We start from the raw sequence: 26,021 nt of genomic DNA on the forward strand, positions 1-26,021 counted from the left end.
ACGAGCCGCGGTGCGTCGCGGGTCGTGCGGAAGCGGCGCGACGGGCGGCTCGGGCCCCGACGGGCACTAGAGCGCCGTCAGCTGTCGGTAGAGCGCGGCGGCCGCGGCGCCGACGGTGGCGGGCGCGTTCGGCCCCTCCGACCAGGCGCGGGCGTTCTCGCCGAGCGTTTCGAGAAGGTGGCGATCCTCGGCCAGGCGGGCGATCGCCTCGCCGAAGCAGTCGGGACGTCCCGGCGGCACGATCAGGCCGATCCTGTTGGGTTCGACCGTCGCGGCGAGCTCGCCGACGTCGGTGACCACGACCGGCTTGCCGAATGCCGCGGCGAGGTGGAGGACACCGCTCTGCGACGCCTCGTCGTAGGGCAGGGCCACGACGTCGGCGTCGAGGAAGAGCTGGGCGACCTCGCGGTCGTCGATGAACCGCCGCCGGACGTCGTAGCGTTCCGGGACACCCATCTCGCCCCGCAGCTGGAGCGGGTCGTCGCCGCGCCCGGCGATGACGATCCGAAGGCGCGGGAGCCGGTTCGCGAGAAGCGCCTCCGCGCGCACGAGGGTCCGGAGGCCCTTGTAGGCGTAGATGCGACCGAACATCAGCACGCGGAACTCGCTCGTCGGACTGGAGCGCTGCAGTCCCTCCCTGGCGCCGAGGTCGGTGTAGCGCCTGATCGCCGGGTGCTGCAGCACGTGAACGTTGCGCTCCGGCTTGCCGAACCGCGCCGCCGCCGCCTGCTTCAGGCTCGCCCCATGGACGACGAGATCGCGGGACTGGCGCGCGATGAGGCGCGCGGGCCAGTCCGGCAGTCGCGCCGTCTCGCTGTCGCCCGGATGGACAGTGACGTCGTGGACCGTGGTGACGAGCGGCAGGGAGCGCCACAACGGCGCCGCCGCGTTCAGCCACAGCGCCGTGTTGCTGAGGAGGTGGACGAGATCGGGTCGTTCGCCCCGAACCATCTGGAGAAGGCGCCAGAGGAACGCGAGGTTGGCGGCGCTCCGGGTGCGCGGCCAGTCGACGAGTCGGAGGGTCACGGCGGGGTCGAACCAACCCGCCAGCGAGCGGTAGTGGCGCGCGGGAGCGATCACCGTCGGCGCCAAGTGCTGCGCGAGGCCATTGGCGAAGGCGATCGAGTAGTCGATCGGTTCGGTGGCGATGAGCAACGGTTTCATGGCGTACCGGCTCGCCGCCAGACCGGCGTCCCGCGCCCTCTCATGGCCCGCGTGCGGCAGGAGCCGCGCTGCGAGCGGACGTTTTTTCGGGTGTGGCGCGCCCGACCGCCGGAGACCGGGGTGGTCGCGCCGCCGGTCGGTCGCTCGCCGCGCAGGGTGGCCGCGCCCGGGAGGGCGTGAGCCTCGAGGCGGGGGCGGCCGACCGTCCGTTCCACGGCGAGGCCGAGGGGAGTGAGGCGGATGGAGGCCTCCCAGAACTCCATCCGCCGCCGCAGCGTCGAGGCGTCGTCACGATCGCCGGACCCGTTGTTGTTATGGTTCAGGCCCGCTCCGAGAGAGTTCGACACGGCGGCAATCGCGGTGAGGACAGGCCGGCCCCCGACAAGCCGCACTTCGAACCGGATCTGCGGCGTACCGGCGGGTATGGCGGTGTTCGCGAGCGTGTCGCGGCCCGTCCGGCCCATGGTCGGGCGGTGCCGTTCGCCGGTCGCGTGAAGTGTCGGAAATCCGCGCGTCATCAAGCCGATGCCTCATCGTGGATGAGACCGGGATAGCCCGAGGGCGGCGTCTGGCGAACGGCTCAATCTGGTGGCGCGCGCCGCGGAACCCTTCACCTTTTGGATGAGGCCCCCCGACCGGACCGTCCGATCAGCCAAGTACCGTCGCCTTGAACAATGCTCTTTATCCCAACGTGTCGCGCGTGGCGCCGGAGTGTGTCGTGAGTTGTGGGGAGAGCGTATTGACGGGACTGACGGCGGAGGCCCGGCCGGGCCTGATGCGCGGTGTCGGTTGGCGGACGATGGCGTTGTGGGGCGCGCGGGTCACGCCGGTCCTGCAACCCGGCGCCGTCCTCCCGCTGCCGCCCGCCGGACCGACGGTCGTTGTCGGCGACGCGGGGTGCGCCGGGGGGCGCCCCGCAGGGATGTCCGCCTGCCGGGGAGGGCCGGGGCCCCTGTCGCGCCGCCCCGACCGGTGCCTGAAGGCACCGGCCCGCGACATCGCCCGCGCGCGTTTCATCCCGCAGCCTCTCGCCCCGGTCGCGTTGTGGATGCCGCTCGCGACGGTTCCTGAACGTCAGAGTTTCATGCAAGGCGAGGCGGGTTATCGGGGCGTTTCCATCCATAAGAACATGCTAGGACGGGTGGTGGTGCTTGCCGTGCTTCTGCCGGGCGTTTCGCCGGCCGGCGCCCGTTGCCGGCCGCGCACCTCCGGTCGAACGCTGCGGACCGGACGCCTCCCGTGTCTGCCGGCATGCCGGCTGCCCGGAGAATGTCGGGACCGCGCCTTGGCGGGGACGCCGCACCTTTGCGCCCGGACCGCGCGGTCGGCCCGTTCGTCCACCTGGCGATCGCCGTCCTCACCTCGTCATCGCCCTGACGCCAGAGCCTCTCCTCGAGCACCCCGGGCAACGATGCGGCGCTCGCCGGACGTGCGCCGCCCCGGCGGCTCGTCGACGGGACTATCCGCGAGCGTCGACTGCCCGGCTGCCGCCATCAGGCACCTCGGGCGGAAGAGAATTTATGGAATTGAGATGAAAGGGAGAAGTGTCTCCCGTTCGCGCCACGTGCCCGTCGTGACTACAGGGAAGTTCTTCTCGGTTCCGGCAGGAAGGGTGGGCAGTTCGTGCGGGCGTGAAGCCGCCGGGAATCTGGCAGTCTTCCGGGCGATACTGACGACATCCGCGGGATGGATGTCCAGAATTTAACATGAACGTTGGGCGTGCCTGATTATAAACATTCTCGGGGAGCAAGTTGCTCAGTCAGAACGAACTCAGGGGAGGCTGATGAGCATGGCTTCGATCGCCCTTTCTCTGCGGAAGAGAGGGCTTTGACGGCAAATTCCGAGGGCAAACGCCACTGGAGGAACGGACGTTGGGTCAACGCGGGATGCGGACGGCGTCGCTGCCAGATGCAATCTGGCGGATGATTTTGGCCACCAGCATATGATGTATGCCATCGACGGGTTCAGCGGCCATGTTTTCATGCGCCCGCGCCGCATCGTCGAGGAGCCCGGCAAGCGCCGCCTCGGTCAACGCGCCGGATTCCTTGAGGGTCAGCAGCAGGGACTCGCAAATGGCGAGCGCCGCGAGGCCAGCAAGCTCACTGGGGTTTTGACTCATGTCAAGTTGCATGCCTCATTCGTGTTTAAATTAACTTGAAGCTATTTGTAATATATATTCTCCGCTATTGGTCTGTTAAACTTGTTGGCAATAGTTTTGTTTTTTAAGTCGGATTTTTCGATTGCCGTTTGTCCAGTCAGGCAGCGTTTGCATCTTTTTTCCAAGGGCTTCGATGAACGCCAAAGCGATCGCGGTTGATACGTTAGAGACTCCGCTCCAGCGGAACCTCAGCAAGCTTGTTGCGCTCTCCGAGCAGGATGCGCAGTTCCTCAACGACTTGTACTCGCGAAGGAAAACGTACCCGAAACGCTACGAACTGGTTCTCGAGGGCGATACCGAACAGCGCGGTTTCGTCCTGTGGAACGGCTGGGCCTGCACCTACAAGATGCTGCTCGACGGGGCACGGCAGATTGTCGACGTGCGGATCCCGGGAGACTTCATCGGTTTGCGCGGTCTGCTCCTTCAGGCGTCGGACCATAGCTGCATCGCAGAGACACCGGTCGAGATCTCGGAATTCTCCTGGGACGAACTCCTTGCGACGTTTCGACGGGCGCCCCGGTTCGCGACGTCCGTCCTCTGGGTCGCGGCGCGCGACGAGGCCATCCTCGTCGAGCATCTCGTCGACATCGGCCGCCGCGACACGCTCTCGCGAACCGCGCACTTCATGCTCGAGCTCGGCGAGCGCCTTCAGTCGGTCAGGTTGGGCTCGCACGTTGGTTTCGAGTGCCCATTGCCTCAATCCCTGTTCGCCGATGCGCTCGGCATGAGTGCGATCCACATGAACCGATGTCTCCGGATCCTCCGTGAGCGCGGACTCATGACCTTCCAGAACAACCAGGTGACATTCGACGATCGGCCCGGGCTTGCGGAACTGGCCGGGTTCGACGCGAGCTACATGAACCGTAGGCCCCCGACGTCCCGATCGGCAATTGCCCGTGAGGTGTGATCACGGGGCATCCGGGGCGGTGGCCGGGCATCCGATCGAACCCGTCAGCCTACGGACGGCGGTCGATGCATTCATCCGATCATCCGTCCTGCGGAGACGTTGACCGAAACGACAGGTTCGGTCGCCCTCGATACACAATTGGACGTTCCGTCGGGCGCCCGCCCGGCGACGGCGCTGACCCGGCGGCGGCGCACGCGGCAGCGCTTGCACCCCCTGTCTCGTCGGTCCGTCGTTTGCTCAGGCTCCTGGCATCCTGCCGGTAATGACGACGGCTGGTCGACGCCGCCGGACGGCACGGCACAGCACAGGTATCGGCGTCGCCGTTCCAGACGTCGGCGCGATCAGTGCCGGGTACGACGTGGGGGAAGGCGCGGCTGCGAACCCGGTCAACTTGACCATTCCGGCGAACGCCACCCTCCGAAGTGGGGTGGCGGCGGCATCTTGGGCGACATTGTCCCCGTCCCCCGGGCGCGCGAGCCTCGACACCGGCGACATTCCAGGACGCCGGCCCGCGTCCAATCTCGACGACAGGTCCCAATCTCACCGACAGGTCCTTGTGCAAGCGATGATGTCCTGCCCCTCCGATGAAGTCCGGCTGCGGAACGCAGTGCGGCCAAGACGTCGCACGCCGCCTTCCGCATCGGCATGCCCCGATCGCCGCGGGGCATGGCTGCGCGGCGCCGGCGTCCGACCAGCCCCCGACAGCGTCGGCGGCTCCAGGGCGACGGGGAGCACGCCGGGATGACGGAGCGAGCCGATCTCGACGGGGCGTCCGGCCGTGAGACCGCAGCGCCCGCTTGCGGCGTCGATCCGGAGTTCGAACGCGACGTGCTGTCGGGCTGGCGCGACGAGGGCCGGGCGCTGATCCTCCGGAACTGGCAGGAATTCAACCACCTCCTGGAGCGTTCCGAGGCGCTGCTGGAGCAGGGGAGGTACGCGCACGCCGCCGCTGCGGCGCAGGCGGCCGCGTCCTACGCCGTCTTCTGGCATCCCGGCGTCTTCCATAGCGCGCCGCTCGAGCGGCTCCTGCATCTCCTCGGCGCGAAGGCGCTTCCGGCCGACGATCCGCGCGGACGAGACGGCGGCCGCGGACAGCGGCCGGAAAACCTGAGGGTCCTGCACGTCGCCACCCAGGTCGGCGCCGTGGGCGGGCACGTCCGCATGATGTGGCGCTGGATCCGGGAGGATTGCCACAACCGGCACAGCGTTGCGCTCACGCGGCAGTTCGGGAGTGTTCCGGCGTCGCTCGGAGACGCCGTGGAGCGCTCCGGCGGCGCGGTGTCGCTGCTGAACCATGCCCCCGGAAGCTACCTCGAATGGGCGCGGCGGCTGCGGGACCGGATGAACGAGGCGGATCTCGTCGTGCTGCATTCGAACAGCATGGACATCATCCCGTTCGTCGCCCTCGGCGGGCTGAGGCAAAGGCCGCCCGTCGTCCTCCTCAATCATTCCGATCACATGTTCTGGCTCGGCGCCGGGATCGCCGACTCTGTCGTGAACACGCGGCGTTCCGGGCGTGACCTCTGCGTGGCGCGGCGGGGCATCGCGAGCGAGCGCAACCTGCTGCTGCCGCTCTGTCTCGAGCGGATCGGGCGCCGCCAGTCGAGAGAGGCCGCCAAGCAGGCGCTGGGGATCGATCCCACGGCGGTGGTGATGCTCAGCGTCGCGCGCGGGACGAAATACCGGAGCTTCGGCACGCAGGGCTATCCGGACCTGATGCTGCCGCTGCTTCAGAGCAATCCGGCGGCGCGGCTGATCGTGATCGGGCCGGGCGGGACGGTCGACTGGGCCCGTGCGATGCGCTCCGCTCCGGGGCGGATCAGCGTGCTGCCGGAAACACCGGACACGAAAGGCTACCTCGAGGCGGCCGATATCTATGTCGATTCCTTCCCGTTTCCCTCGAACACGTCGATGTTCGAGGCGGGCCTGCACGGTCTTCCGCTGGTCACGTACTTTCCGTTCGGCTCCGGCTGCGCGGTGATGGGGGCGGACTCCGTCGGCTTCGACGGGTCGATCCTTCGCGCCCATGACAGGGCGGAGCTGAATGCGATCCTGGCGGGGCTCGCCTCCGACCCGGAACGATGCGCCCGCATCGGCGAGCAGACGCGGCGCGAGATCGAGGCCACCAATTTCGATCAGCCCTGGCGAGAGGCCGTCGCCGCAATCTACGAGCGGAGCCTCGACCTCCCACAGCGGGTGCCGGAGTGGACCGAGGTCCAGCGGCCCGGTCTCGATGACGTGGACGTCTTCCAGCCCTTCGCCTTCGGGAACCCGATCGCCTGCGCGGGCTTCGAGGACCGGCTGGGCGTCATCCAGGAACTCGAAATCCGGGCGATGCCGCTCTCGCACCGGGCGGCGACGCTGCTCGATCTGGCGCGGCGAAGGCGCCTCGTTCACTCCGACCTGAAGTCGTCGCTCCGCTACCTGTCGCCCGAGTGGCTGAGCCGCCGGGCCCAGGCCCGCTTTCGGAAGTTGCGACATGCCTGAGAGGACCGAAGATGGCCGACACTGAGCCGATCGACGTGCTGTTCTGCGCGAACCCGGGCTACTACCAGCATCTCGCCGTCGCGGCCGTCTCCCTGGTCGAGCACAACCGGGGGCGGCCTTTGCGGCTGCACGTCATCACCTGCGACGAGGATCCGGTGCGCCGGGACATGCTGGAGCGGACGCTCGCCGCCTGGCCCGGCATCGGGCTGCATGTCTATCTCGCCGACGGGAGCGTCATCGGCGACTTCTTCGTCGACGGGTTCATCTCCAAGGAGTGCTACCTGCGGCTCATCGCCTCCGAGATCCTGCCGCAGCATGTCAGACGGGTCGTCTACCTCGACTGCGACCTCGTCGTCATGGACGACATCTCGCCGCTCTGGACGGCCGATCTGGGGGCGAACCTCCTCGCGGCGGCGCCGGACTATCCGCGCCTTCCCGAGTTCATGTCCGACGAGCATCGCGACGGCCTCGGCATCCCGCGTGACGCGGTCTACGTCAATTCCGGCGTCCTCGTCATCGACATCGACCGGTGGCGGGCCGAAGGGATGGCCTGGACATTCATCGACTTCGTGCGCCGGATGGGCTCGAAACTGCCCTTCTTCGATCAGGACGCGATCAACGCGGTGCTGGCGGGCAGGATCACGCTGCTGGACCCGCGCTGGAACCTTCAGTCGAGAATGTACTACACGGGCAGGAAGGCCCTGCCGGACGACTATGCCGCGACGCGCGAGGCGCGGCGCGACCCCGGGATCATCCACTTCACCGGCTCAGAGAAGCCGTGGCTTTTCCGGTCGCGAACGGCGAAGAAGGGCGTCTATTTCAAGCATCTGGAGAAGACCGCCTGGCGAGGGCAGGGGCCAGCATGCCGGACCTCCGTTCAGGCCCTCGAGCATCACGCCGGGGCCGTCCTGGCACGGCATTTCGACCTCGATTATCTGCAGCTCCTCTTCAAGGCACGGCGGATTCTGGAGCGGTCGGGCGCGGTCGTGACCGGGTCGCCGGCGGGCGCTGGTCTGAGGACCGGAGCCAAGGGCAACTAGGGCCTGCCCGGACACCAGCCGTCGAGGCTCTGAACGGGACGGGCGGCAGGAGAGGGTGGCGAGGTGTCGGTCCCCGGACGCAGCGGGAGAGGAGCCAGGGGTTTGCACGACAGCACGATCGTTCCCGAAAGTCTGGTCGCCTGCGGATCGCGCCACGACACGTCCCCCGCCGAGGCGCTTCGGCTCGTCCGCAGTTTCGACGGCCCGGTCCTGCTCGACCTCGACGAGACGCTGTACCTGCGCAATTCGACGGAGGACTTCATCGACACCGCGTGGCCCGGGTTCGCCGCCTATGCCGTCCTTCGGGTCGTCGAGACGGTGAAACCGTGGCGCTGGATCGGCGGGGAGGCGACACGGGACAACTGGCGGATCGGGACCACGATGGCCCTGTTCCCCTGGACGATGGTCCTGTGGAGGCGGCGGGCGCGGGCCCTGAGCGCGGAGTTCGCGAACGCCGACCTCGTCGACGAGGCGCGGTCGCGCGCGGGGCCGCTGGCGATCGTCACCGCCGGGTTCCGCCCGGTGGTGCTGCCGCTGGCGGCGGAACTCGGTCTTGCCGGAACGCCGGTCGTCTCTGCGCGCCCCTTCGTCCCGGCGGATCGCCGCACGGGCAAGCTGCACATGGCGCTTCGCGACCTCGGCGGGCCGTGCGTCGGCGCCAGCCTCGTCGTCACCGACTCCGTCGACGACCTGCCGCTTCTCGACAGGGCGGCGCGGGGGGCGAGGACGATATGGCCGGCGGCGCGTTACCGGCCCGCGTTTTCCGCCGTCTACTATCCCGGCCGCTACCTGAGCTCGGTCAAGCGGCCCGGGACGTCGTACATCCGCCGCAACATCCTGCAGGACGACTTCCTGATCTGGATCCTGTGCTCGCTGCCGCTGGCGGGCGCGCCGGTGCTTCATCTGGCCGGGCTCTTCCTCCTCCTCGTCTCGTTCTGGGCGGTGTACGAGCAGGGCTATGTCGACAACGACCTCGTGGGGGCGCGGCACGAGGACAACCCTCGCCTCAGCGCCGGCTTTCACCGCAGCGAGCTGGCACGCCGGACCGCGGCGCCCTGGCTGTGGGCTGCGATCTGCGGGCTGGGCGGGATCGCGCTGACGCTCCCGCCGGGGGGCTCGTTCGTGCAGGGCGCCGCGTTATGGTCCGCCGCGCTGGCGGCGACGTACATCGTCTTCCTGGTCTTCAACCGGGTCGACAAGGCCACCCGGGTCTGGCCGTTCGCGGCCCTGCAGTTTGCGAGAGGCGCGGCGTTCGCGGCCGTGCTCCCGGCCGTTCCCGTCGCGGTGGCCGCGATCGGCGCCTACGTGGTCGAGAAGTGGATTCCCTACTTCGTCTATCGCCTGCCCGGACAGCCGGTGGCGCCCTCCCGGTCGGGCGGCGGAGCGGCAGCCGTGCTCGAGCCGTGGACGCTTCCCCTGCACACGATCCGGCTGGTCTTCTTCGCGATCCTGGCGGCCCTCGTCGCCGGGATATCCGGCGTTCAGGCGCTGCTCGCCTGGCCGACACTGGCGCTGTTCGGCCTCATGGCCTTCAGGGCCCGCAAGGAACTGTCCGCACTGGCAGGACAGGCGTCCTGGATCGCCCGGCGGCGCTGACCGACGGCCAGCCGCACCACCACGAGAAGCCGCCGTCGTTCTATTCGGCGAACCTGCGCCGAGTGGAGCGCCAGTGGTGGAGCGCGCCGTCGAGCATGGCATAGACGGCGATCACCTCGGCCCTGATCGGGTGGCCGGTGAGGATCACCGCGGCCAGCCAGCCCGCCGCGCCCCCCGCGACGGCGATGGCCGTCTCGACGATGCCGAGGGCGAACCCGTCCGGGGACAGGAGGATGACGAGGGCCGGCAGGGCGCCGGTGCCGAAGGTCAGGACGGCGCTCTTGCGCGACGCGGCCGCGAGCTCACGCATCGTCAGGCCGAGCGCCTGGCGCACGAAGGCGAGCGCCACCAGCATCTGCAGCGGGGCGATCACCAGAAGGCTCGCGGCGACGGCCTGGAGGCCGATCGTCGAGGCGAAGATCACGATGGCCGCGGACGGGGGCAGCGATATCAGCGTGGCCCAGAGCGTGCTGCGGATGCGGCCGACGCTGACGAGCACGGGGAAGGTCATGAAGGCCGGCGCCAGCGCCATCGTGGCCACCGCGATCAGGCGCACCAGCGGGACCGCCTCGCCCCATTGCGACCCGAGGAGGATCCGCACCACGGGGTCGGCCAGCAGGGCGAGCATGACGAGGGTCGGCCACTGGATGGACGACATCAGCGCATGCCCGCGCAGATAGCTCGCCTTGAGGTCGCCGCCAGCCCGGACCTCCGCGGCCATGGCGGGGAGGACGACCGGCTGAAGCGCGGAGACGATGACCCGCTCGGGGATCTGGCAGATCGTCACCGAGCGCGCATAGACGCCGACGGCGTCGATCCCGAGGATCCGGCCGAGGGCGAGGCGCGGCAGCAGGTCATAGGCCATGTTGAGGACCGTCACGGTCGAGGAGATGATGCCGAAGGAGAGGATCCGCCGCGCATCCGACAGGGTCGGCCGGAAGATCCAGAGCTCCGGCCGGCAGAGGACAGCGCCCAGCGTCAGTGTCGCCGTCGCGGCGATGAAGCCCCAGACGTAGCTGACCGGCCCGAAGCCGGCCCACCCCAGCCCGATCGTGACCGCCGCGTTCACGACCGCCATCGCGATGTTCAGAACGGCGAGCCGCGCGAAGGAGAGGTCGCGCTGCAGGAGGGCGAGGATCGGGTTGCCGAAGGGCGCGATCAGGAACGCGATCGACGCCAGCGACAGCAGCGGCGCCAGCTCCGACTCGTGGAAGAAGGCCGAGATCAGTCCCGCGCCGAGATTGATGCACAGCGCGACGCCGAGCGAGAGGATCAGGTAGATCGTGAACGCCGACCGCAGGGTCGTCCGTTCAAGCCTCGGCTCCTGGACGATGAAGATCCCGACCCCGAACATGCGGAGGTTCTCGGACAGGAGAATGACCGTGTTCGCGAGCATGTAGAGGCCGATCTCGCGCGGGGTGAGGATGCGGGACATCACCGCGAGCGTCGCGACCGCGATCGCCTGGGAGAGATACTTGTCGGCAGCCGAGGCCAGGATACCGCGACGGATCAGACTCATGCTCGAGAAGTCCCGGCTGCTCGCCCGGACCATGTCGACCGGGACAGGAAAGAGGGCGCGGGCCGGCCGACGACGGCGTCCCGGATGGCGCGTCGCCCCGTCGCTGCCGAGGAGCCCGTTCGGCGAAGGCTAGGCGGCTTGGGGCTGGCCGCGAACCTGTCCGATCGGGTGCGGCTCGCCGGACCGGGCTACGTCGATCGGGTGCATGGGCGGCAGGCAGCCGTGCGGCGCGGTGGCAGGGCATCCCCGGCCGTGGACGCCATCCGATGGGCGCCCGTCGCGCCCGGACGGCGGTCGATGGTCCCGCCCGATCATCCATCCTGCGGAGGGGGTGTCCGAACCGCGAGGTTCGGCGGCCGCCTCCTGCGCCATTGGACGTTTTGCCAAGCCGCCCGAGTGTCGCGACAGTTCGTCCGCTTCACCGACGGGCCGCCGGCCGCTCGCGAAGGACGCGTCCTGCGCGCGGCCGTTTCGATCCCGTTGCGACTGCATGACGCCGGCAGCCAGCAGGGAACACGCGCGATGATCCAACCCGCCCTCACGCAAGGCCCATCCCGGCATCGTCGAATGTCATCCCTTCGGACCGGTCTCGCATTGAGCACGGGGCGCGGGGACCGCCGCGCCTCGCCGGACGCGCCGGCGGGACGGGGTTCGTCCGGTGTGCGACTGGCGAGATCCTGAGATGCAGGTCCTCGTCACGGGTGGGGCCGGGTACGTCGGTTCGCACTGCGCGAAGGCGCTCGCCGCCGCCGGCCATGTGCCGGTGGTCTACGACAACCTCGCCACGGGCAACCGCTGGGCGGTCCGATACGGACCGTTCGAGCACGGCGACATCACCGACCTGACGCGTCTCACGGCGGTCATGGACAAGCACCGCATCGAGGCGGTGATGCACTTCGCGGCGCTCTCCGACGTCGGCGCATCCACGTCCGATCCGCTGGCGTACTACGCCGTCAACGTCGTCGGAACGCACCGGCTGCTGGTGGCGATGCGCGCGCGCGGCATCACGCGGATCGTGTTCTCCTCGACCTGCGCGATCTACGGCATGGCGGGGCGCAGCAGCGCACTGGGCGAGGACACGCCGGCACTCCCGATCAGCCCCTACGGCCAGTCGAAGAACACCGCCGAGCGGATGATCGCGGACAGCGCGGTATGGGGGCTGGGCGGCGTCGCCCTGCGCTACTTCAACGCCGCCGGCGCCGATGAGGACGGCGAGATCGGCGAGGCGCACGAGCCCGAGACGCATCTCATCCCGCTCGTGCTGCACGCCGCCGCCGGATTGCGGCCGGACATCAAGATCTTCGGTCGCGACTACCCGACGCGCGACGGAACATGCGTGCGCGACTACATCCATGTCGCCGACCTCGCGGCGGCCCATGTCCAGGCGCTGCAACGGGTCGAGCCGGGGCAGTTCGCGGCCTACAATCTCGGGACCGGCTCCGGCTCGAGCGTGCTCGAGGTGATCGACGCGGTGCGCCGGATCTGCGGCCGGCCCGTCGTCGCCATCGAAGCAGCGCGTCGCCCGGGCGACCCGCCCGAGCTCGTGGCCGACCCGGCGCGCGCCCACGCCGCCCTCGGCTTCACCGCCTCGCTCACGCTGGACGACATGATCGAGAGCGCGTGGCGCTTCCTCGTCAACCACGGCAACATGGACCCCCGCCGGGCGTGACGCCCGCCGCCCGGCACCCCGCCGGGGTGTGCCGACGCCAGGCGCCGCCTTCGGGTCCGAAAGGGGAGAGGCGGCGCGCCGCGCCGTCCATCACCGGGCGTACTCCCCTCGCGCTCTCCTGACACCACGCCGCTGCCAGCCGCGCCTTGCCCGCCGTGCGAGGGCGTTGCCGCGCCGCTGCGCAGCCGCGTTGCACGCGTGCCGGCACGGGCGCGGTGGTCGCCGGGCCCGGCACATCCCTTCGTGTGGGGCGGTTGCACGGTCGCCTCCTTTCGACGGTCCCCGCCGGTCCCCGCTCACCCGTTGGTCGCAAAAGGAGAAGCGGGTCGTCCCATTGGGGCGGCTCTTTCCGGCGCGGCGGCTCTGTAGCGTCTCCCCGTCGTCGGGTGCGGCTCGCCTCGATGCGGCGGTATCAAGCGGATACGGAGAACGGTTTTGCCCATCAAGGACTGCGAGATCGGGACCGGGGCGGTGATCACGCTGCCCGACCTCGTCAACATCTACAGGTGCCGGATCGGGCCGGACAGCCGGGTCGGTCCCTTCGTCGAGATCCAGGTGGGCTGTGTGGTCGGGGCCCGCTGCAAGATCTCCTCCCACAGCTTCCTGTGCGAAGGCGTCACCCTCGAGGACGAGGTCTTCATCGGCCACGGTGTGATGTTCACCAACGACCTCTACCCGGCGGCGACCACGGTCACAGGCGCTCTCAAGGGACCGGACGACTGGACCGTCGCGCCCATCACGGTCGGCGCCCGCGCCTCGGTCGGCTCGAATGCGACGATCCTCGGCGGCGTCACCATCGGTCGCGAGGCCCTTGTCGGCGCCGGCGCCGTCGTCACGCACGACGTGCCGGACTTCGCCATCGTCGCCGGCGTCCCCGCCCGGATCGTCGGCGACGTGCGCGACCGCCGGAGCACCGCCCCGGACAACGGAGCCCTCACCCTCGCACGGAGGTCGGCGCGATGATCAACGTCGGAATTGCCGGATACGGCTACTGGGGCCCGAACCTCGCCCGTGCGGTCGGCGAAGCCGGCAACGCGCGGCTCGTGATGGTGGCGGACAGGGACGAGAACGCCTGCGCGCGTGCGGCCCAGCGCCACCCGACGGTGCGGACGACCCGGGACATCGGCGCCATGATCGACGATCCCGCGGTCGACGCGGTGATGATCGCGACGCCCGTCAGCACCCACTTTCCGCTCGCCCTCGCCGCCCTCAGGGCCGGCAAGCACGTGCTGGTCGAGAAGCCGATGGCGGACCGTCCGGACCATGCCGCGACGCTGGTCGACGAGGCGGCCCGGCGCAAGCTGGTCCTCATGGTCGACCACACGTTCGTCTACACCGGCGCCGTTCAGAAGATCGCCGAGATCGTCGAGACCGGCCAGCTCGGAGACATCTACTACTACGACTCCACGCGGGTGAACCTCGGTCTCTTCCAGCGTGACGTGAACGTCATCTGGGACCTCGCGGTCCACGACTTCGCCATCATGGACCGGATCTTCGTGTCACAGCCGGTGGCCATCTCGGCCGGGGCGGCGGGCTTCCTCGACGGCAGCCCGGAGAACATGGCGCACCTCTCCGTCTACTACGACGACGGGGCGATGGCGCACCTCAACGTGAACTGGCTGGCCCCGGTGAAGATCCGCCAGACGCTGATCGGGGGCAGCCGCCTGATGGTCATCTACGACGACATGCAGACCAGCGAGAAGGTGAAGATCTACGACCGCGGCGCTGCGAACGGCGCCGATCCCTACGAGCGGATGGTCTCCTACCGCCTCGGCGAGATGCGCGCGCCGGTCATCTCCACCAAGGAGGCGCTGGTCACCGAGATGCAGGAATTCATGCGCTGCATCGAGACCGGGACCCGGCCGATCACCGACGGGGAGAGCGGTCTGAGGGTGGTGGAATTGCTCGCCGCCGGCGCGCGCTCGTGCGCCATGCGCGGCAGGCCCGTCGAACTTGCTTTGCCAAAGGTGGCGTGAATGATCCCCTTTCTCGATCTCAAGGCACAGTATCGCAGCGTCGGCGAGGAGCTCGAGGCGGCCGTCCTGGCGGCCCTGCGCTCGACCGAGTACATCCTCGGCGAGCCGGTCGCGCGGTTCGAGTGTGAGTTCGCGCGCTACTGCGGCGCCGAGCACGCCATCGCCGTCAGCTCCGGCACCGCCGCGCTGCATCTGGCTCTCCTCGCCGCGGGCGTGATGCCCGGCGATGAGGTGATCACCGTGCCGGCCACCTTCGTCGCGACGGTGGCGGCGATCCTCTACGCCGGCGCGCGGCCGGTGCTCGTCGACGTTGACCCCACGACCTGGACGATGGACCCGGCGGCGCTCGAGGCGGCCATCACCCCGCGCACGCGGGCGGTCATGCCGGTGCATTTCCACGGTCGCCTCGCCGACATGGACGCGATCGCCGACATCACGCGCCGGCACCGGCTGATCCTCATCGAGGATGCCGCACAGGCGCACGGCGCGAGCCGGGGGGGGCGCCGGGCGGGTACCTTCGGCGACCTCGGCTGCTTCAGCTTCTACCCCGGCAAGAACCTCGGTGCGGCGGGTGAGGGCGGCGCGGTGGTGACCGACGACTACGCTCTCGCCGAGCGGGTGCGTTCGCTGCGCGACTGGGGCAAGTCCAGCCGCTTCATTCACGCCCTGAAGGGCTACAACTATCGCCTCGACACCGTTCAGTGCGCCGTGCTCGGCGTCAAGCTCGCCCGGCTGGAGGCGTGGAACGCGGCCCGGCGGCGGGTGGCGAACGCCTATCACATCGGGCTCGCCGCCCATGTCCAGCGCGCCGCCGGACCGTTCGGCGAGGATCACGCGGGCCACGTCTACGCCATCCTCACCGAGGACCGGGACGCCGTGATGGCCGAGCTGACGAAGGCGGGCATCGGGACCAATGTGCACTATGCCCGCCCGGTCCACCTCCAGCCGGCCTACGCGGACCTCGGCTACCAGCCCGGCGACTTCCCCGTCGCGGAGGACTACGCCCGGCAGACGCTGTCGCTGCCGATCTACCCCGAGCTGTCGCCCGCCGACGTCGCCCACGTCATCGAAGCGGTGAACGCCGTCACGGCGCGTCGCCAGTCCCTCCTCCTCGAACGCGCAGAGCTTGCCTCGTGACACACGACACCGTTCTCAACGACAAGCGCGTCCTCGTCACGGGCGGGAGCGGCTTCGTCGGCTCGCACATCGTCGACCTCCTCCTCGCGGAGGGATGCCGCGAGGTGGTCGCGGTCGACAACATGGTCCGCGGCCGACCGCAGAACCTCGCCGCCGCGCTGAACGATCCGCGCGTCACCCTGGTCGAGGGCGACATCCGGGACGCCGCCCTGATGGACCGTCTCGTCGCCGGGACGGACACGGTCTTCCACCAGGCCGCGCTGCGCATCACCCACTGCGCGGCCGAGCCGGACGCGGCGATGCAGGTGATGGTCCAGGCCACCTACGACCTCCTGCGCCTCTGCCAGCGGCACGCGGTGCGCAAGGTCATCATGGCGTCGTCCGCCTCGGTCTACGGGATGGCGGGCCACTTCCCGACGACGGAGGCCGAACCGCCCTACGACAACAGGACGCTCTACGGCGCCGCCAAGGCCTTCGGGGAAGGGCTGCTCCGCTCCTTCAACGACATGTTCGGCCTCGACTACGTCGCGCTGCGCTACTTCAACGTCTACGGCCCGCGCATGGACCTCACGGGGCGCTACACCGAGGTGATGGTGCGCTGGATGGAGCGGATCGCCGCCGGGCAGCCGCCCATCATCTTCGGCGACGGGCAGCAGACCATGGACCTCGTCCACGTGCGCGACGTCGCGCGGGCGAACATCATGGCGGCCGGTCACCCGGCGAGCGACGTCGTCTTCAACGTCGGCACGGGCGTGGAGACCTCGCTCCTCGATCTCGCCGCGCTGATGGCGCGCGCGATGGGGCGGCCGGACCTGACGCCGGAGTTTGCCGCGGCGCGCAGCGTGAACCCTGTGCCGCGCCGCCTCGCGTCGGTGGACTCCGCCGCGGAGGTGCTCGGCTTCCGCGCCGGCATCGAGGTCGAGAGCGGTCTTCGCGAGCTCATCGCATGGTGGCAGGCCGAGAATGCCGACACGCAGCGGCTGGAGGCGGCGCAATGATCCCGCTCGCACGCCCGCTCCTCGGACCGCAGGAGGCGCAGGCGGCGGCGGCGGTGATCGCCTCCGGGTGGCTCTCCCAGGGGCCGCAGGTCGCGGCTTTCGAAACCGAGTTCGCCGCGCTCGTCGGCGCCCGCCACGCCGCCGCCGTCTCCAACTGCACCACGGCGCTGCACCTGGCGCTGCTCGCGGTGGGCGTCGGGCCGGAAACGGAGGTGGTGACGGTCAGCCACTCCTTCATCGCCGGCGCCAACGCTATCCGCCAGTGCGGGGCGACGCCGGTGTTCGTCGATGTCGAGGCCGACGGCTACAACATCGATCCGGCGGCGATCCGCGCTGCGCTTTCGATCCGCACAGCCGCGATCCTGTGCGTCCATCAGATGGGCATGCCCTGCGACATGAGGGCGATCCTCGCCGTCGCGCGCGCCGTGGGGGTGCCGGTCGTCGAGGACGCGGCCTGCGCGATCGGCTCGGAGCTTCGCGTCGGCGAGACGTGGCGGCCGGTGGGACGCCCGATGGGCGACGTGGTGTGCTTCTCGTTCCACCCGCGCAAGGTGGTCACCACCGGCGAGGGCGGGATGCTGACGACCGACCACGCGGAGTTCGACGCTTCCTTCCGCCTCCGGCGCCAGCACGGGATGTCGATCTCGGACACCGCGCGCCATGCGAGCCAGGTGGTGATGTTCGAGGAGTACCCGGTCCAGGGCTACAACTACCGCATGACCGACATCCAGGCCGCCGTCGGGCGCGAGCAGCTGAAGCGGCTGCCGCACATCGTCGAGCGGCGCCGGCTGCTGGCGGAGCGCTACGAGGCGGCCCTCGCCGGCGTGGACGGCGTGAGCGCGCCGCGCGAGCCGGACTGGGCGCGCTCGAACTGGCAGAGCTACTGCGTCCGCCTCGACGGGGACGTCGACCAGCGGCGCGTCATGCAGTCGATGCTGGACGTCGGCATCGCCACCCGCCGGGGGATCATGAACATCCACCAGGAGCGGGCATATGCCGACAGCGCGCCGCGCGGGTCCCTGCCGCGCTCGGAGGCGGCGCGCGACCGGTCCGTCATCCTCCCGCTCTTCGTCCAGATGACGGAGGCCGACGTCGATACCGTCGTCGAGGCGCTGGCCGCCGCGATCGACGGCGCTCGCATGACGCACGCGGCGCAGCTTCGGGCCGGCTGAACCCGGCCTCAGCCCTCGCGACGCGGCCGGGGACGCGCCGGATTTCCGGCGACGACGGTCCCCGGCTCGACGTCGCGCACGACGTTTGCAGCCATGCCGATGAGCGCCTCCGCACCGACGGTCGTCCCGTCGCGGATCGAGCTGGCGCTGCCGACATAGACGCTGTCACCGATGTGGCAGTGCCCGGCGATCGTCACGTGGGTGCCGATGACGCAGTGATCCCCGACGACCACGTCGTGGTGGATCACCGTGTTCGGCAGCACGATGACGTGGTCGCCGATCACCGCGTTCGCCGTCACCGTCACACCCTGGTAGAGCACCACGCCCCGCCCGATCGAGGCGAAGCGCGACACAAGCGCGTGCGGGTGGACGATCGTGGCGAAGCGGGACGGGGGGAGCCCCAGTCGGCGAATGATCTCCTTGCGCCGGCGGTAGCTGTGCTGAGAACCCACCAGACAGACGACGTCGGCATGCTCGTAGTCCGGCAGGGCGGAGAGTGGACGGATCGGCACGCCTTCGAAGTCCTTGCCGGCGTGGACGGGGTTGTCGTCGAGGATGGCCACGACGGTGCGCTCGCGTTCGGCGGCTTCGAAAATCTCGATGGCGTTCCCACTGAACCCGACAAGAACCAGTGACGGATTTCTCATATCTCACAATCGTTTCGCGGCCGGATGAAACATCGTACGTAGATTCGGAGGGGCTCCGGACTCTACGGGGGCGGCAGTTCAAAAAAATCGGCAGCTACTAATCTTGGTTAAACTTTAGCGTTCGCAAATGAGATATTCAAACGCGAGTGTGATATTCAAGCGACGAACGGGTGAGGGCGGTTTTCGCCCCGCTACATCATAGGAATGCAAGCTGTAATTGTGTCCTATGGTGAGCATCGTCTAGGTTACCCGATGGCGTCACCCTGGTTCGAACGAGGTAGGGCTATGCAGATTGTACCAATGCGAGGCCACAATAGTGACGTCGCAACTCCAATTTCGAATGGTGGATACGTGGCGGCGGACGACGACGGCGCCGCCGTCCGCGCGGCGCTGCCGCAGCGTATCGCGCTCGTGGATTCGCAGGCGCTGATGCGTCAGTGCGTCGTGCGATCGCTCGAAGCGATCTGTCCGTCTTCGGTGATCGAGCAGTACGCGTCGAGTGAGGAATGGCTGGCGTCGACGAAGTCCGCCGAGCCGGCCCATGTCGTCATCTACAACATCAGTGAGAGCATCGCCTCCGCGAGCAGCACCAAGGAACACCTGCGGGGTTTCATTGCCGCCGCGGAGCCGTCGAAGGTGATCGTGCTGTCGCGGTCGGACGACGTGTCCTGCGTGCTGGACGCCATCGAGTGCGGCGCGGTCAGCTACATCTCGCTGGGCTCCAATCTGGACGAACTGCTGGAGGCGCTGCGCATCGCGGCGTCCGGGAGCATCTTCGTGCAGCGCAAGAGCCTGCTGGCGCTCCGCAGCCTGGTGAAGCCCCAGACCGACGGCCGCCCACGCCTGGACAACTTCTTCACCGAGCGGCAGCTCGCCGTCGCGCGCGCGCTGCGCCGGGGCCTCGCCAACAAGACGATCGCCTACGAGCTGAACCTGTGTGAAAGCACCGTCAAGGTCCACATTCGCAACATCATGCGGAAGTTGAAGGCGACAAACCGGACTCAGGCCGCCTTCAAGCTCAATGCTTTCAGCGATACCGAGAACGACTCGGAGTAAAATTCCTGTTGCGACGCCAGGGAGCGCGTACTGCTTCGTCACTTGATATAAGCGCCAAATTATTTCTCGAATTCTGCATTTTAGATCCAGTACATTGAGACGCCGACGACCGTCGGTCACTTCGTCCACCTCGACACGCTGCCCCACGAGCGTCGCTGTTGCGCTCGAAGACGAGGACTTGTGCCGGCGGACACGCCGGGGCCGCTCCGACCTTCGGTGAGCCGCGTCCCATCCATTCGGCTGGGCCCGCGACCCCCGCTCACCCGTTCGGAGGAGGGAGCCGGCGCCGCGTCCTCTTTTCCGGGCTACCCGTCGCCCGGTCGGCGGATGCATGCGCCGCCTCGGCGGACAACACGCAAGTGATCCTGCGCGAAATGGTCCGCGACCGCGCCCCGTCATTCGCCGGGTGCATCGCCGCGCCGTTCCATCCCGGAAACGGCGCACGGCGGGCCTCCGGGCGAGCGACACATGGGTTGGGTTGAACGATCAGCCGAAAGAGGGTGGTGGCTGACCGATCGGCCCCCTCCAGTCGGGACCCCGCGCGCCGGATAGTCGGTGCAGCCAGCGTGAGCTGGCCTCCAGTCCCGAAGCCTGTCGGAGCACGAATCTTGAACGATGCAGCGCGGCTTCCCGTGACGGTCCTGTCCGGCTTCCTCGGTGCGGGGAAGACGACACTCATCAACCGCGTGCTCGCCGAACCGCACGGACGATCCATCGCCGTCATCGTCAACGACATGTCCGAGGTCAACATCGATGCCGAGCTGGTGCGGCGCGGGGAGGGCGGCCTCACGCGCACGCGAGAGACGCTCGTCGAGATGACCAACGGGTGCATCTGCTGCACGCTCCGCGAGGACCTTCTGCGCGAAGTGCGGCGGCTGGCGAGGACGGGCCGGTTCGAGCGCCTCGTCATCGAGTCGACCGGGATCGCGGAGCCGCTGCCGGTCGCCGCGACGTTCGACTTCGACGATCCCGAGATCGGCCGCCTCGGCGACGTGGCGCGGCTCGACACGATGGTCACCGTCGTCGACGCCGTGACCTTCGCCTCGGACTACGCGAGCCGCGACTCGCTCCGCGACCGCGGCGAGACGCGGGGGCCTGACGACGTGCGCGCGCTCGGCGAGCTGCTGGCCGACCAGGTCGAGTTCGCCGACGTCATCGTCCTCAACAAGGTGACGGCCGCCGGGCCGGAGCGGGTCGCGGCGGCGCGGGCGATCATCGCCGGCCTGAACCCCGCCGCCCGCGTCATCTGCGCCGACTACTGCGACGTGCGGATGGAGACGATCCTCGACACCGGCCTCTTCGACTTCGCCCGCGCGCGGATGCGTCCGCGCTGGTTCACCGAGATGTACGATTTCGCGGACCACGAGTCGGAGAGCGACGCCTACGGCATCGAGTCCTTCACCTACCGCGCGCGCAAGCCCTTCGACGGCGAGAAGGTGCGGCGCTACCTGACCGGCGCGCTGGCCGGCGTGATCCGCGCGAAGGGGCACTTCTGGGTCGTCGCCGAGCCGGACCTTGCGATCGGCTACAGCCTCGCCGGGCAGATGATCTCCATCGATCCGATGGGGCGCTGGTGGGCGGCGACGCCGCGCGCCGCGTGGCCGGTCCACCCCGGCTCGCTGGTGAATATCCGCCGGCACTGGCTGCCGCCGTACGGCGACCGGCGGCAGGAGCTCGTCTTCATCGGCCAGGGCATGAACCGGGCCGCCATCACCGCCGCGCTCGACGCTTGCCTCGTCACGACATGGGTGCCGGCAGCCCTCCCGCGGTCCGGCCGGCCCGCGCCGCACCCGGCTCCGCTGGTGCCGGCGCCGATCCGCACCGGGCGCCGGCTGGGCCCGGCCTGACGCCTTGCACAAAACCAAGTATTTGAAATTAATGCGAATTGGACGGGACAATGCCTGATAATCGCATCACGCTTGAAAACGCGATCACCGAAGGTCGCGCCCCGCAATCCTATTGGGACGCCAACAGCAGCGATGCCATCGAGGGCTTCGCGACCGACATCAGCGTCAACGCTGGCGACACGGTCGATTTCAAGATCAACGTCAACGGCAATCCGGCCGACCAGAACGCCTACAAGGTCGAGATCTTCCGCCTCGGCTACTATGGCGGGGACGGTGCCCGTCAGGTCGCGGAGCTGACCAACGATCACGGCACCGTCCAGGACCTGCCCCTCTATGACGAGTCGCGCGGCCTCGTCGACGCCGGCAACTGGCTCGTCACCGACAGCTGGGACGTGCCCGACGACATGGTCTCGGGCGTCTTCCTCGCCCGCCTCCAGATGCTGGACGCGAACGGCGACCCGATCGACGGCGAGACGAACCAGATCCCGTTCATCGTCCGCAACGACGGCGTCGCCGCCGACATCGTCCTGCAGACGTCGGACACGACGTGGCAGGCCTACAACGGATGGTGCGGCAAGCTGAGCGACGTCCTGGGCAACGGGGAGGATGGCGGTCCCAACTTCTACGGCGACCGGGCCGACCTCGTCGACCACGACCCGATCGACACCGCCACCGGGCTCGGCGCGCAGGACCGGGCGTACGCCGTCAGCTACAACCGCCCGATCGCGACGCGCGACTTTGTCGGCGCGGCGAGCGGTCCGCAGGACTACCTGTTCGGCGCGGACTACGCCGCGGTCAACTGGCTGGAGAAGAACGGCTACGACGTCTCCTACATCTCCGGCGTCGACACCGACCGGCTCGGGGCGGACTACCTCAAGAACTACGAGGCCTACATTTCGGTCGGGCACGACGAATATTGGTCCGGTGACCAGCGGGCCAACGTGGCCGAGGCGCGCGACGCGGGCGTCAACCTCGTCTTCTGGAGCGGCAACGAGTGCTACTGGAAGACCCGCTACGAGCCGTCGATCAGCTCCGACGCCACCGACTACCGCACTCTCGTCTGCTACAAGGAGACGTGGGCGGTCGCCGATCCCAACGCCGGGCCCGACGACTACTACAACCTCGACCCGACCGACATCTGGACCGGCACCTGGCAGGACGTCCGATTCGTCGGCAACGAGGCGGCGGGGGCGGGGGACCTCGCGGCCATCCAGTCCGGCCTGCTCGCCTACTGCCACTGCGGCCAGAACGCGCTGATCGGCCAGCTCTTCATCGGCGACGGGACCGGCGAGTTCGGAGCGGCGCTCGACGTCCCGTCCGCGTACTCCGGCCTGCGGGTGTGGCGCGACACGAGCGTTGCGGCCAACGGCGGCGCACAGGACCTCTCGCCCGGCATCATCGGCTACGAGTGGGACTATGCGCCCGACGACGCGAACCGCCCCGCCGGCCTCGTCAAGCTGTCGGAGACCAGCGTGGACTGGAGCGGCCTCCTCGTCGACGACGGCAACACGACAGCGCCGGGCACGGAGACCCACACGCTGACGATCTACCGGGCGGAGAGCGGCGCGCTCGTGTTCGCCGCCGGCACGGTGTTCTGGTCATGGGCGCTCAGCAACGAGCACGACGGGTCGCCCTATGGCGGGGACATCGAGAACACCGCGCTCCAGCAGCTCAGCATGAACATCTTCGCCGACATGGGGATCCAGCCCGGTGTCAGCGACCTCATCCTCGCGTCGCAGGGCCTCGTGCGGGCCAGCGCCTCCACCGACACCGTGGCCGCGACGGCGAGCTTCGGACAGTCGACGATCCTGGCGCAGCAGTTCGACACGATCACCCTGACCGGCACGGCGACCGACAACGACGGCAACCCGCTCACCGACGACGGCGCCGTGGCGCTGGTGGAGGTCTCGCTCGACGGCGGCGACACGTGGCGGCCGGCGACGGGCACCTCGAGCTGGAGCTACAAGTTCTTCGCCCAGTCGCAGGGCACGTTCGACGTCCTCGTCCGCGCCATCGACGATTCGCTCAACACGCCCAGTGCCGCCAGCCTCGCCAGCGCGACGGTCACCATCGAGGAGCCGGACTTCCCGTCCGAGGTGAGCCTGTTCGACACCCTCCCGGCCGTGACCGGATCGGTGTTCGACGACGGCACGACGCTGACGCTCGGCACCCGCTTCGTGACGACCGTGTCGGGCGCGATCACCGAGCTTCACTACTACCGCGCGGTCGAGGACACCAACGACACGGACGTCCGCATCGGCCGCCTCTACAGTGCCGACGGGACCCTCCTCGGCCAGGCGACGTTCACGTCCACGCCCGGTCAGTCGGGGTGGCAGACCGCGGTGCTGCCCAACCCGGTCACCGTCACGCCGGGTGCCGAATATGTCGTCGCGTACACGACCGACGACAACTACATGGCCGCCGACGGGTTCTTCAACAGCAGCTACTCCGAGCCGTTCGGCCTTCTTTCCGCACCCTCGGGCGGGGCCGGGAACGGCCTCTTCACCACCGGCAGCGGCTTTCCCACCAGCTCCTATCATTCGACGAACTACTGGGTCGACGTCACGCTGGCGACGAGCGGAGGGGGCGAGACCAACGCGCCGCCGGTCTTCACCGGGCTGTCGTCCTTCTCCATCGCGGAGAACGGCATCTTCGTCACGACGGTCACGGCCAGCGACACCAACTTCGACCCCCTGACGTTCGCCGTCGCCGGTGGCGACGATGCGGGCCTCTTCACCATCGACGCGGCGACCGGCGCTCTCGCCTTCGCCGTGACGCCGGACTACGAGGCCCCGGCCGACGCGAACGGGGACAACGTCTACCAGCTCACCGTGAGCGTCACGGACAGCCGCTCGACACCGGTCACGCGCGACCTCACCGTCACCGTCACCGATGTCGCCGAACAGTCCGGGCTGACCCTCTTCGACGCCTCCTCCGTCCCGGCGCAGACGGTGACCAACGATCCGGGCGACTACGAGCTCGGTGTCCGTTTCAGCGCCACCGCCGACGGCGAGATCACAGGGCTGCGCTACTATCGCGGCGTTGCCGACTCGGGCGACACCGACACGCGCACGATGAACCTGTGGAACGCGAACGGGACGCTCCTGGCGTCCGGCACGATCGTATCCGACCCGGGCGAGGCGGGCTGGCAGTCGGTGCTGTTCAGCGTCCCGGTCGCGATCAGCGGCGGCGCCACCTACGTCGCCTCCTACGGCACGACCGAGAACTACAGCTACAGCGGCAACTTCTTCGGCTCGGGATGGACGGGGGGCGACGGCGCTCTGGTCGCGCCGGCGAACGCGGGCGTCTTCGCGGCGGGCGGGCCGGGCCTGTTCCCGACGGCGACCTACCAGTCCGCGAACTACTGGGTGGATGCGTTCTTCTCGACCGGGGGCGCGCCGAACGAGCCGCCGATGTTCACCTCCGGCACGTCCTTCACCGTGGCCGAGTCGACGCTCACCGTGGGGACGCTGACGGCGGCCGACCCCAACGGCAACCCGCTCTCGTTCGCGATCGCCAGCGGGGCGGACGCGTCGGCCTTCAGCGTCAACGCCACCAGCGGCGTCCTCACCTTCGTCACGCCGCCCGACTACGAGGCGCCGACCGACGCCAACGGCGACAACCGGTACGAGGTGACCGTCAGCGTCTCCGACGGGCGCGCGCCCCCGGTGACGCAGACGCTCGACGTCATGGTGCTCGACCAGCCCGAGCCGTCGGGCGCGTCGTTGTTCGCCGCTGGCGAGCTGCCGGCGCAGACCGTCACCTCCGACAGCGCCGACTACGAGCTCGGCACGCGCTTCACCGCCAACACCGGCGGCGTCGTGACCACGCTGCGCTACTTCCGCGGGTCGGCGGACGCGGGCGACGTCGACACGCGCACGCTCCACCTCTGGGCCTCGGACGGCTCGCTGCTGGCGACAGGCACCTCCTCGGCGCAGCCGGGGGAGGCGGGGTGGCAGGACGTCGTGCTCACCGCGCCGGTCCGGCTCGACGCGGACGCTTCGTACGTCGTCTCCTACGGCACGACGCAGAACTACGCGTTCTCGTCGAACTTCTTCTCCGCAGCGCGCACCAACGCCGACGGATCGTTGACGACCCCGGCGGGTGCGGGCGTCTTCGCCGACGGCACGCCGGGGCTGTTCCCCTCCGCGAGCTACCAGAACTCGAACTACTGGGTCGACGTCCGGTTCGACGCGGACGAGACGCTGTTCGGCACCCTGTCCGCCGACACGCTCGCGGGCGGGGCCGGCAACGACATTCTCGCGGGCGGAGGCGGCAACGACCTTCTGACCGGCGGCGGCGGTTCGGACAGCTTCATGCTCGCCGACGACTCCGGCAACGACGTCGTGACCGACCTCAGCCAGGTGGACGTCATCGACCTCAGCGGCCGTTCGGACGCGTCGACCCTGGCCACGGACCTCGCCGCGGCCGATGTCAACGGCAACGGGTTCCTCGAGGACGGCGAGGCAGCAGGGGAGGTCTCGGTCTCGGTCGCGTTCGGCCTCGGCGAGCACGCGATGCCGAATACCACGCTGACGATCGACACCGACAGCATCACGCTGAAAGGCGTCGGCGCGATCGACCTCGACCTCCTGACGACGAGCTAGGCCGCAAGGTCCGGTTCGCCCTCGAGGCGACCGAACGCGAT

18 protein-coding genes are annotated in these 26,021 nt (G+C 69.1%); 13 read left to right on the top strand and 5 right to left on the bottom strand.

All coding sequences use genetic code 11. The features are described from left to right. Window positions 1–66 precede the first annotated feature (66 nt). From DLJ53_RS26905 to DLJ53_RS26915, 3 genes are all read right to left on the bottom strand, one after another. Window positions 67–1,164 carry a glycosyltransferase gene (locus DLJ53_RS26905; RefSeq protein ID WP_111351165.1) on the bottom strand — a complete coding sequence of 366 codons (1,098 nt, stop codon included), beginning with the start codon at window positions 1,162–1,164 and terminating at the stop codon, window positions 67–69. Continuing rightward, window positions 1,161–1,682 carry a hypothetical protein gene (locus DLJ53_RS26910; protein ID WP_111351167.1) on the bottom strand — a complete coding sequence of 174 codons (522 nt, stop codon included), beginning with the start codon at window positions 1,680–1,682 and terminating at the stop codon, window positions 1,161–1,163. The genes DLJ53_RS26905 and DLJ53_RS26910 overlap by 4 nt, the downstream gene beginning before the upstream one ends. A 1,358-nt stretch (window positions 1,683–3,040) precedes the next feature. Beyond that, the gene (locus DLJ53_RS26915; protein ID WP_162409579.1) at window positions 3,041–3,295 is read right to left on the bottom strand and encodes a hypothetical protein; all 255 of its coding nucleotides are present in this window, start codon (window positions 3,293–3,295) and stop codon (window positions 3,041–3,043) included. Between the two features lie 160 nt (window positions 3,296–3,455). Here DLJ53_RS26915 and DLJ53_RS26920 point away from each other — a divergent pair, with 160 nt between their 5' ends. The 4 genes from DLJ53_RS26920 to DLJ53_RS26935 all read left to right on the top strand — a co-directional run bounded on the left by DLJ53_RS26920 (window position 3,456) and on the right by DLJ53_RS26935 (window position 9,352). Continuing rightward, window positions 3,456–4,229 carry a Crp/Fnr family transcriptional regulator gene (locus tag DLJ53_RS26920; RefSeq protein ID WP_111351168.1) on the top strand — a complete coding sequence of 258 codons (774 nt, stop codon included), beginning with the start codon at window positions 3,456–3,458 and terminating at the stop codon, window positions 4,227–4,229. A 741-nt stretch (window positions 4,230–4,970) separates the two neighbouring features. Then, a complete protein-coding gene (locus tag DLJ53_RS26925) occupies window positions 4,971–6,716 on the top strand; it encodes a glycosyltransferase family protein (protein WP_111351170.1) in 1,746 nt (581 codons plus the stop codon). An 11-nt stretch (window positions 6,717–6,727) separates the two neighbouring features. After that, window positions 6,728–7,756 carry a glycosyltransferase family 8 protein gene (locus DLJ53_RS26930; RefSeq protein WP_111351171.1) on the top strand — a complete coding sequence of 343 codons (1,029 nt, stop codon included), beginning with the start codon at window positions 6,728–6,730 and terminating at the stop codon, window positions 7,754–7,756. 102 nt (window positions 7,757–7,858) lie between these two features. After that, the gene (locus DLJ53_RS26935) at window positions 7,859–9,352 is read left to right on the top strand and encodes an HAD family hydrolase (RefSeq protein WP_162409581.1); all 1,494 of its coding nucleotides are present in this window, start codon (window positions 7,859–7,861) and stop codon (window positions 9,350–9,352) included. A gap of 40 nt (window positions 9,353–9,392) precedes the next feature. Here DLJ53_RS26935 and DLJ53_RS26940 read toward each other — a convergent pair whose 3' ends face one another. Further along, a complete protein-coding gene (locus DLJ53_RS26940; RefSeq protein ID WP_111351175.1) occupies window positions 9,393–10,871 on the bottom strand; it encodes an oligosaccharide flippase family protein in 1,479 nt (492 codons plus the stop codon). A 682-nt stretch (window positions 10,872–11,553) separates the two neighbouring features. Here DLJ53_RS26940 and galE point away from each other — a divergent pair. The 6 genes from galE (at window position 11,554) to DLJ53_RS26970 (ending at window position 17,823) form a co-directional block, all read left to right on the top strand. Beyond that, on the top strand, window positions 11,554–12,540 hold the full coding sequence (gene galE, locus DLJ53_RS26945) for a UDP-glucose 4-epimerase GalE (RefSeq protein WP_111351176.1): 987 nt from the start codon (window positions 11,554–11,556) through the stop codon (window positions 12,538–12,540). Between the two features lie 435 nt (window positions 12,541–12,975). Beyond that, entirely contained in the window at window positions 12,976–13,503 is a 528-nt protein-coding gene (locus tag DLJ53_RS26950; RefSeq protein ID WP_111351178.1) for an acyltransferase, read from the top strand. Continuing rightward, window positions 13,500–14,516 (top strand): Gfo/Idh/MocA family protein, encoded by a 1,017-nt coding sequence (locus DLJ53_RS26955; RefSeq protein ID WP_111351179.1) that lies wholly within the window; start codon window positions 13,500–13,502, stop codon window positions 14,514–14,516. The genes DLJ53_RS26950 and DLJ53_RS26955 overlap by 4 nt, the downstream gene beginning before the upstream one ends. Next, a complete protein-coding gene (locus tag DLJ53_RS26960) occupies window positions 14,517–15,653 on the top strand; it encodes a DegT/DnrJ/EryC1/StrS family aminotransferase (RefSeq protein ID WP_111351181.1) in 1,137 nt (378 codons plus the stop codon). Next, window positions 15,650–16,651, top strand: coding sequence for an SDR family NAD(P)-dependent oxidoreductase (locus tag DLJ53_RS26965; RefSeq protein ID WP_111351182.1), 1,002 nt, complete (start codon window positions 15,650–15,652; stop codon window positions 16,649–16,651). The genes DLJ53_RS26960 and DLJ53_RS26965 overlap by 4 nt, the downstream gene beginning before the upstream one ends. Then, window positions 16,648–17,823, top strand: coding sequence for a DegT/DnrJ/EryC1/StrS family aminotransferase (locus DLJ53_RS26970; RefSeq protein WP_111351184.1), 1,176 nt, complete (start codon window positions 16,648–16,650; stop codon window positions 17,821–17,823). Before DLJ53_RS26965 ends, DLJ53_RS26970 begins: the two co-directional genes overlap by 4 nt. Window positions 17,824–17,831: 8 nt before the next feature. Here DLJ53_RS26970 and DLJ53_RS26975 read toward each other — a convergent pair whose 3' ends face one another. Next, window positions 17,832–18,470, bottom strand: a complete 639-nt coding sequence (locus tag DLJ53_RS26975) for an acetyltransferase (RefSeq protein ID WP_111351185.1) — start codon at window positions 18,468–18,470, stop codon at window positions 17,832–17,834. A gap of 351 nt (window positions 18,471–18,821) precedes the next feature. On the opposite strand from DLJ53_RS26975, the gene DLJ53_RS26980 reads away from it, so the two are divergent. The 3 genes from DLJ53_RS26980 to DLJ53_RS26990 all read left to right on the top strand — a co-directional run bounded on the left by DLJ53_RS26980 (window position 18,822) and on the right by DLJ53_RS26990 (window position 25,980). Further along, the gene (locus DLJ53_RS26980; RefSeq protein ID WP_211100687.1) at window positions 18,822–19,526 is read left to right on the top strand and encodes a LuxR C-terminal-related transcriptional regulator; all 705 of its coding nucleotides are present in this window, start codon (window positions 18,822–18,824) and stop codon (window positions 19,524–19,526) included. A gap of 605 nt (window positions 19,527–20,131) precedes the next feature. Next, a complete protein-coding gene (locus tag DLJ53_RS26985) occupies window positions 20,132–21,373 on the top strand; it encodes a GTP-binding protein (RefSeq protein WP_425320977.1) in 1,242 nt (413 codons plus the stop codon). A 50-nt stretch (window positions 21,374–21,423) separates the two neighbouring features. Next, complete coding sequence (locus tag DLJ53_RS26990; RefSeq protein WP_162409583.1) at window positions 21,424–25,980, top strand: DUF4082 domain-containing protein; 4,557 nt, start codon at window positions 21,424–21,426, stop codon at window positions 25,978–25,980. Window positions 25,981–26,021: the final 41 nt, after the last annotated feature.

Source organism: Acuticoccus sediminis (genome assembly GCF_003258595.1).
Taxonomy (GTDB): Bacteria; Pseudomonadota; Alphaproteobacteria; order Rhizobiales; family Amorphaceae; genus Acuticoccus; species Acuticoccus sediminis.

Coding starts and splice junctions, on each gene's coding strand:
- DLJ53_RS26905 (WP_111351165.1), bottom strand. CDS start 1,164: ATGAAACCGTTGCTCATCGCCACCGAACCGATCGACTACTCGATCGCC.
- DLJ53_RS26910 (WP_111351167.1), bottom strand. CDS start 1,682: ATGACGCGCGGATTTCCGACACTTCACGCGACCGGCGAACGGCACCGC.
- DLJ53_RS26915 (WP_162409579.1), bottom strand. CDS start 3,295: ATGCAACTTGACATGAGTCAAAACCCCAGTGAGCTTGCTGGCCTCGCG.
- DLJ53_RS26920 (WP_111351168.1), top strand. CDS start 3,456: ATGAACGCCAAAGCGATCGCGGTTGATACGTTAGAGACTCCGCTCCAG.
- DLJ53_RS26925 (WP_111351170.1), top strand. CDS start 4,971: ATGACGGAGCGAGCCGATCTCGACGGGGCGTCCGGCCGTGAGACCGCA.
- DLJ53_RS26930 (WP_111351171.1), top strand. CDS start 6,728: ATGGCCGACACTGAGCCGATCGACGTGCTGTTCTGCGCGAACCCGGGC.
- DLJ53_RS26940 (WP_111351175.1), bottom strand. CDS start 10,871: ATGAGTCTGATCCGTCGCGGTATCCTGGCCTCGGCTGCCGACAAGTAT.
- galE (WP_111351176.1), top strand. CDS start 11,554: ATGCAGGTCCTCGTCACGGGTGGGGCCGGGTACGTCGGTTCGCACTGC.
- DLJ53_RS26955 (WP_111351179.1), top strand. CDS start 13,500: ATGATCAACGTCGGAATTGCCGGATACGGCTACTGGGGCCCGAACCTC.
- DLJ53_RS26960 (WP_111351181.1), top strand. CDS start 14,517: ATGATCCCCTTTCTCGATCTCAAGGCACAGTATCGCAGCGTCGGCGAG.
- DLJ53_RS26970 (WP_111351184.1), top strand. CDS start 16,648: ATGATCCCGCTCGCACGCCCGCTCCTCGGACCGCAGGAGGCGCAGGCG.
- DLJ53_RS26975 (WP_111351185.1), bottom strand. CDS start 18,470: ATGAGAAATCCGTCACTGGTTCTTGTCGGGTTCAGTGGGAACGCCATC.
- DLJ53_RS26990 (WP_162409583.1), top strand. CDS start 21,424: ATGCCTGATAATCGCATCACGCTTGAAAACGCGATCACCGAAGGTCGC.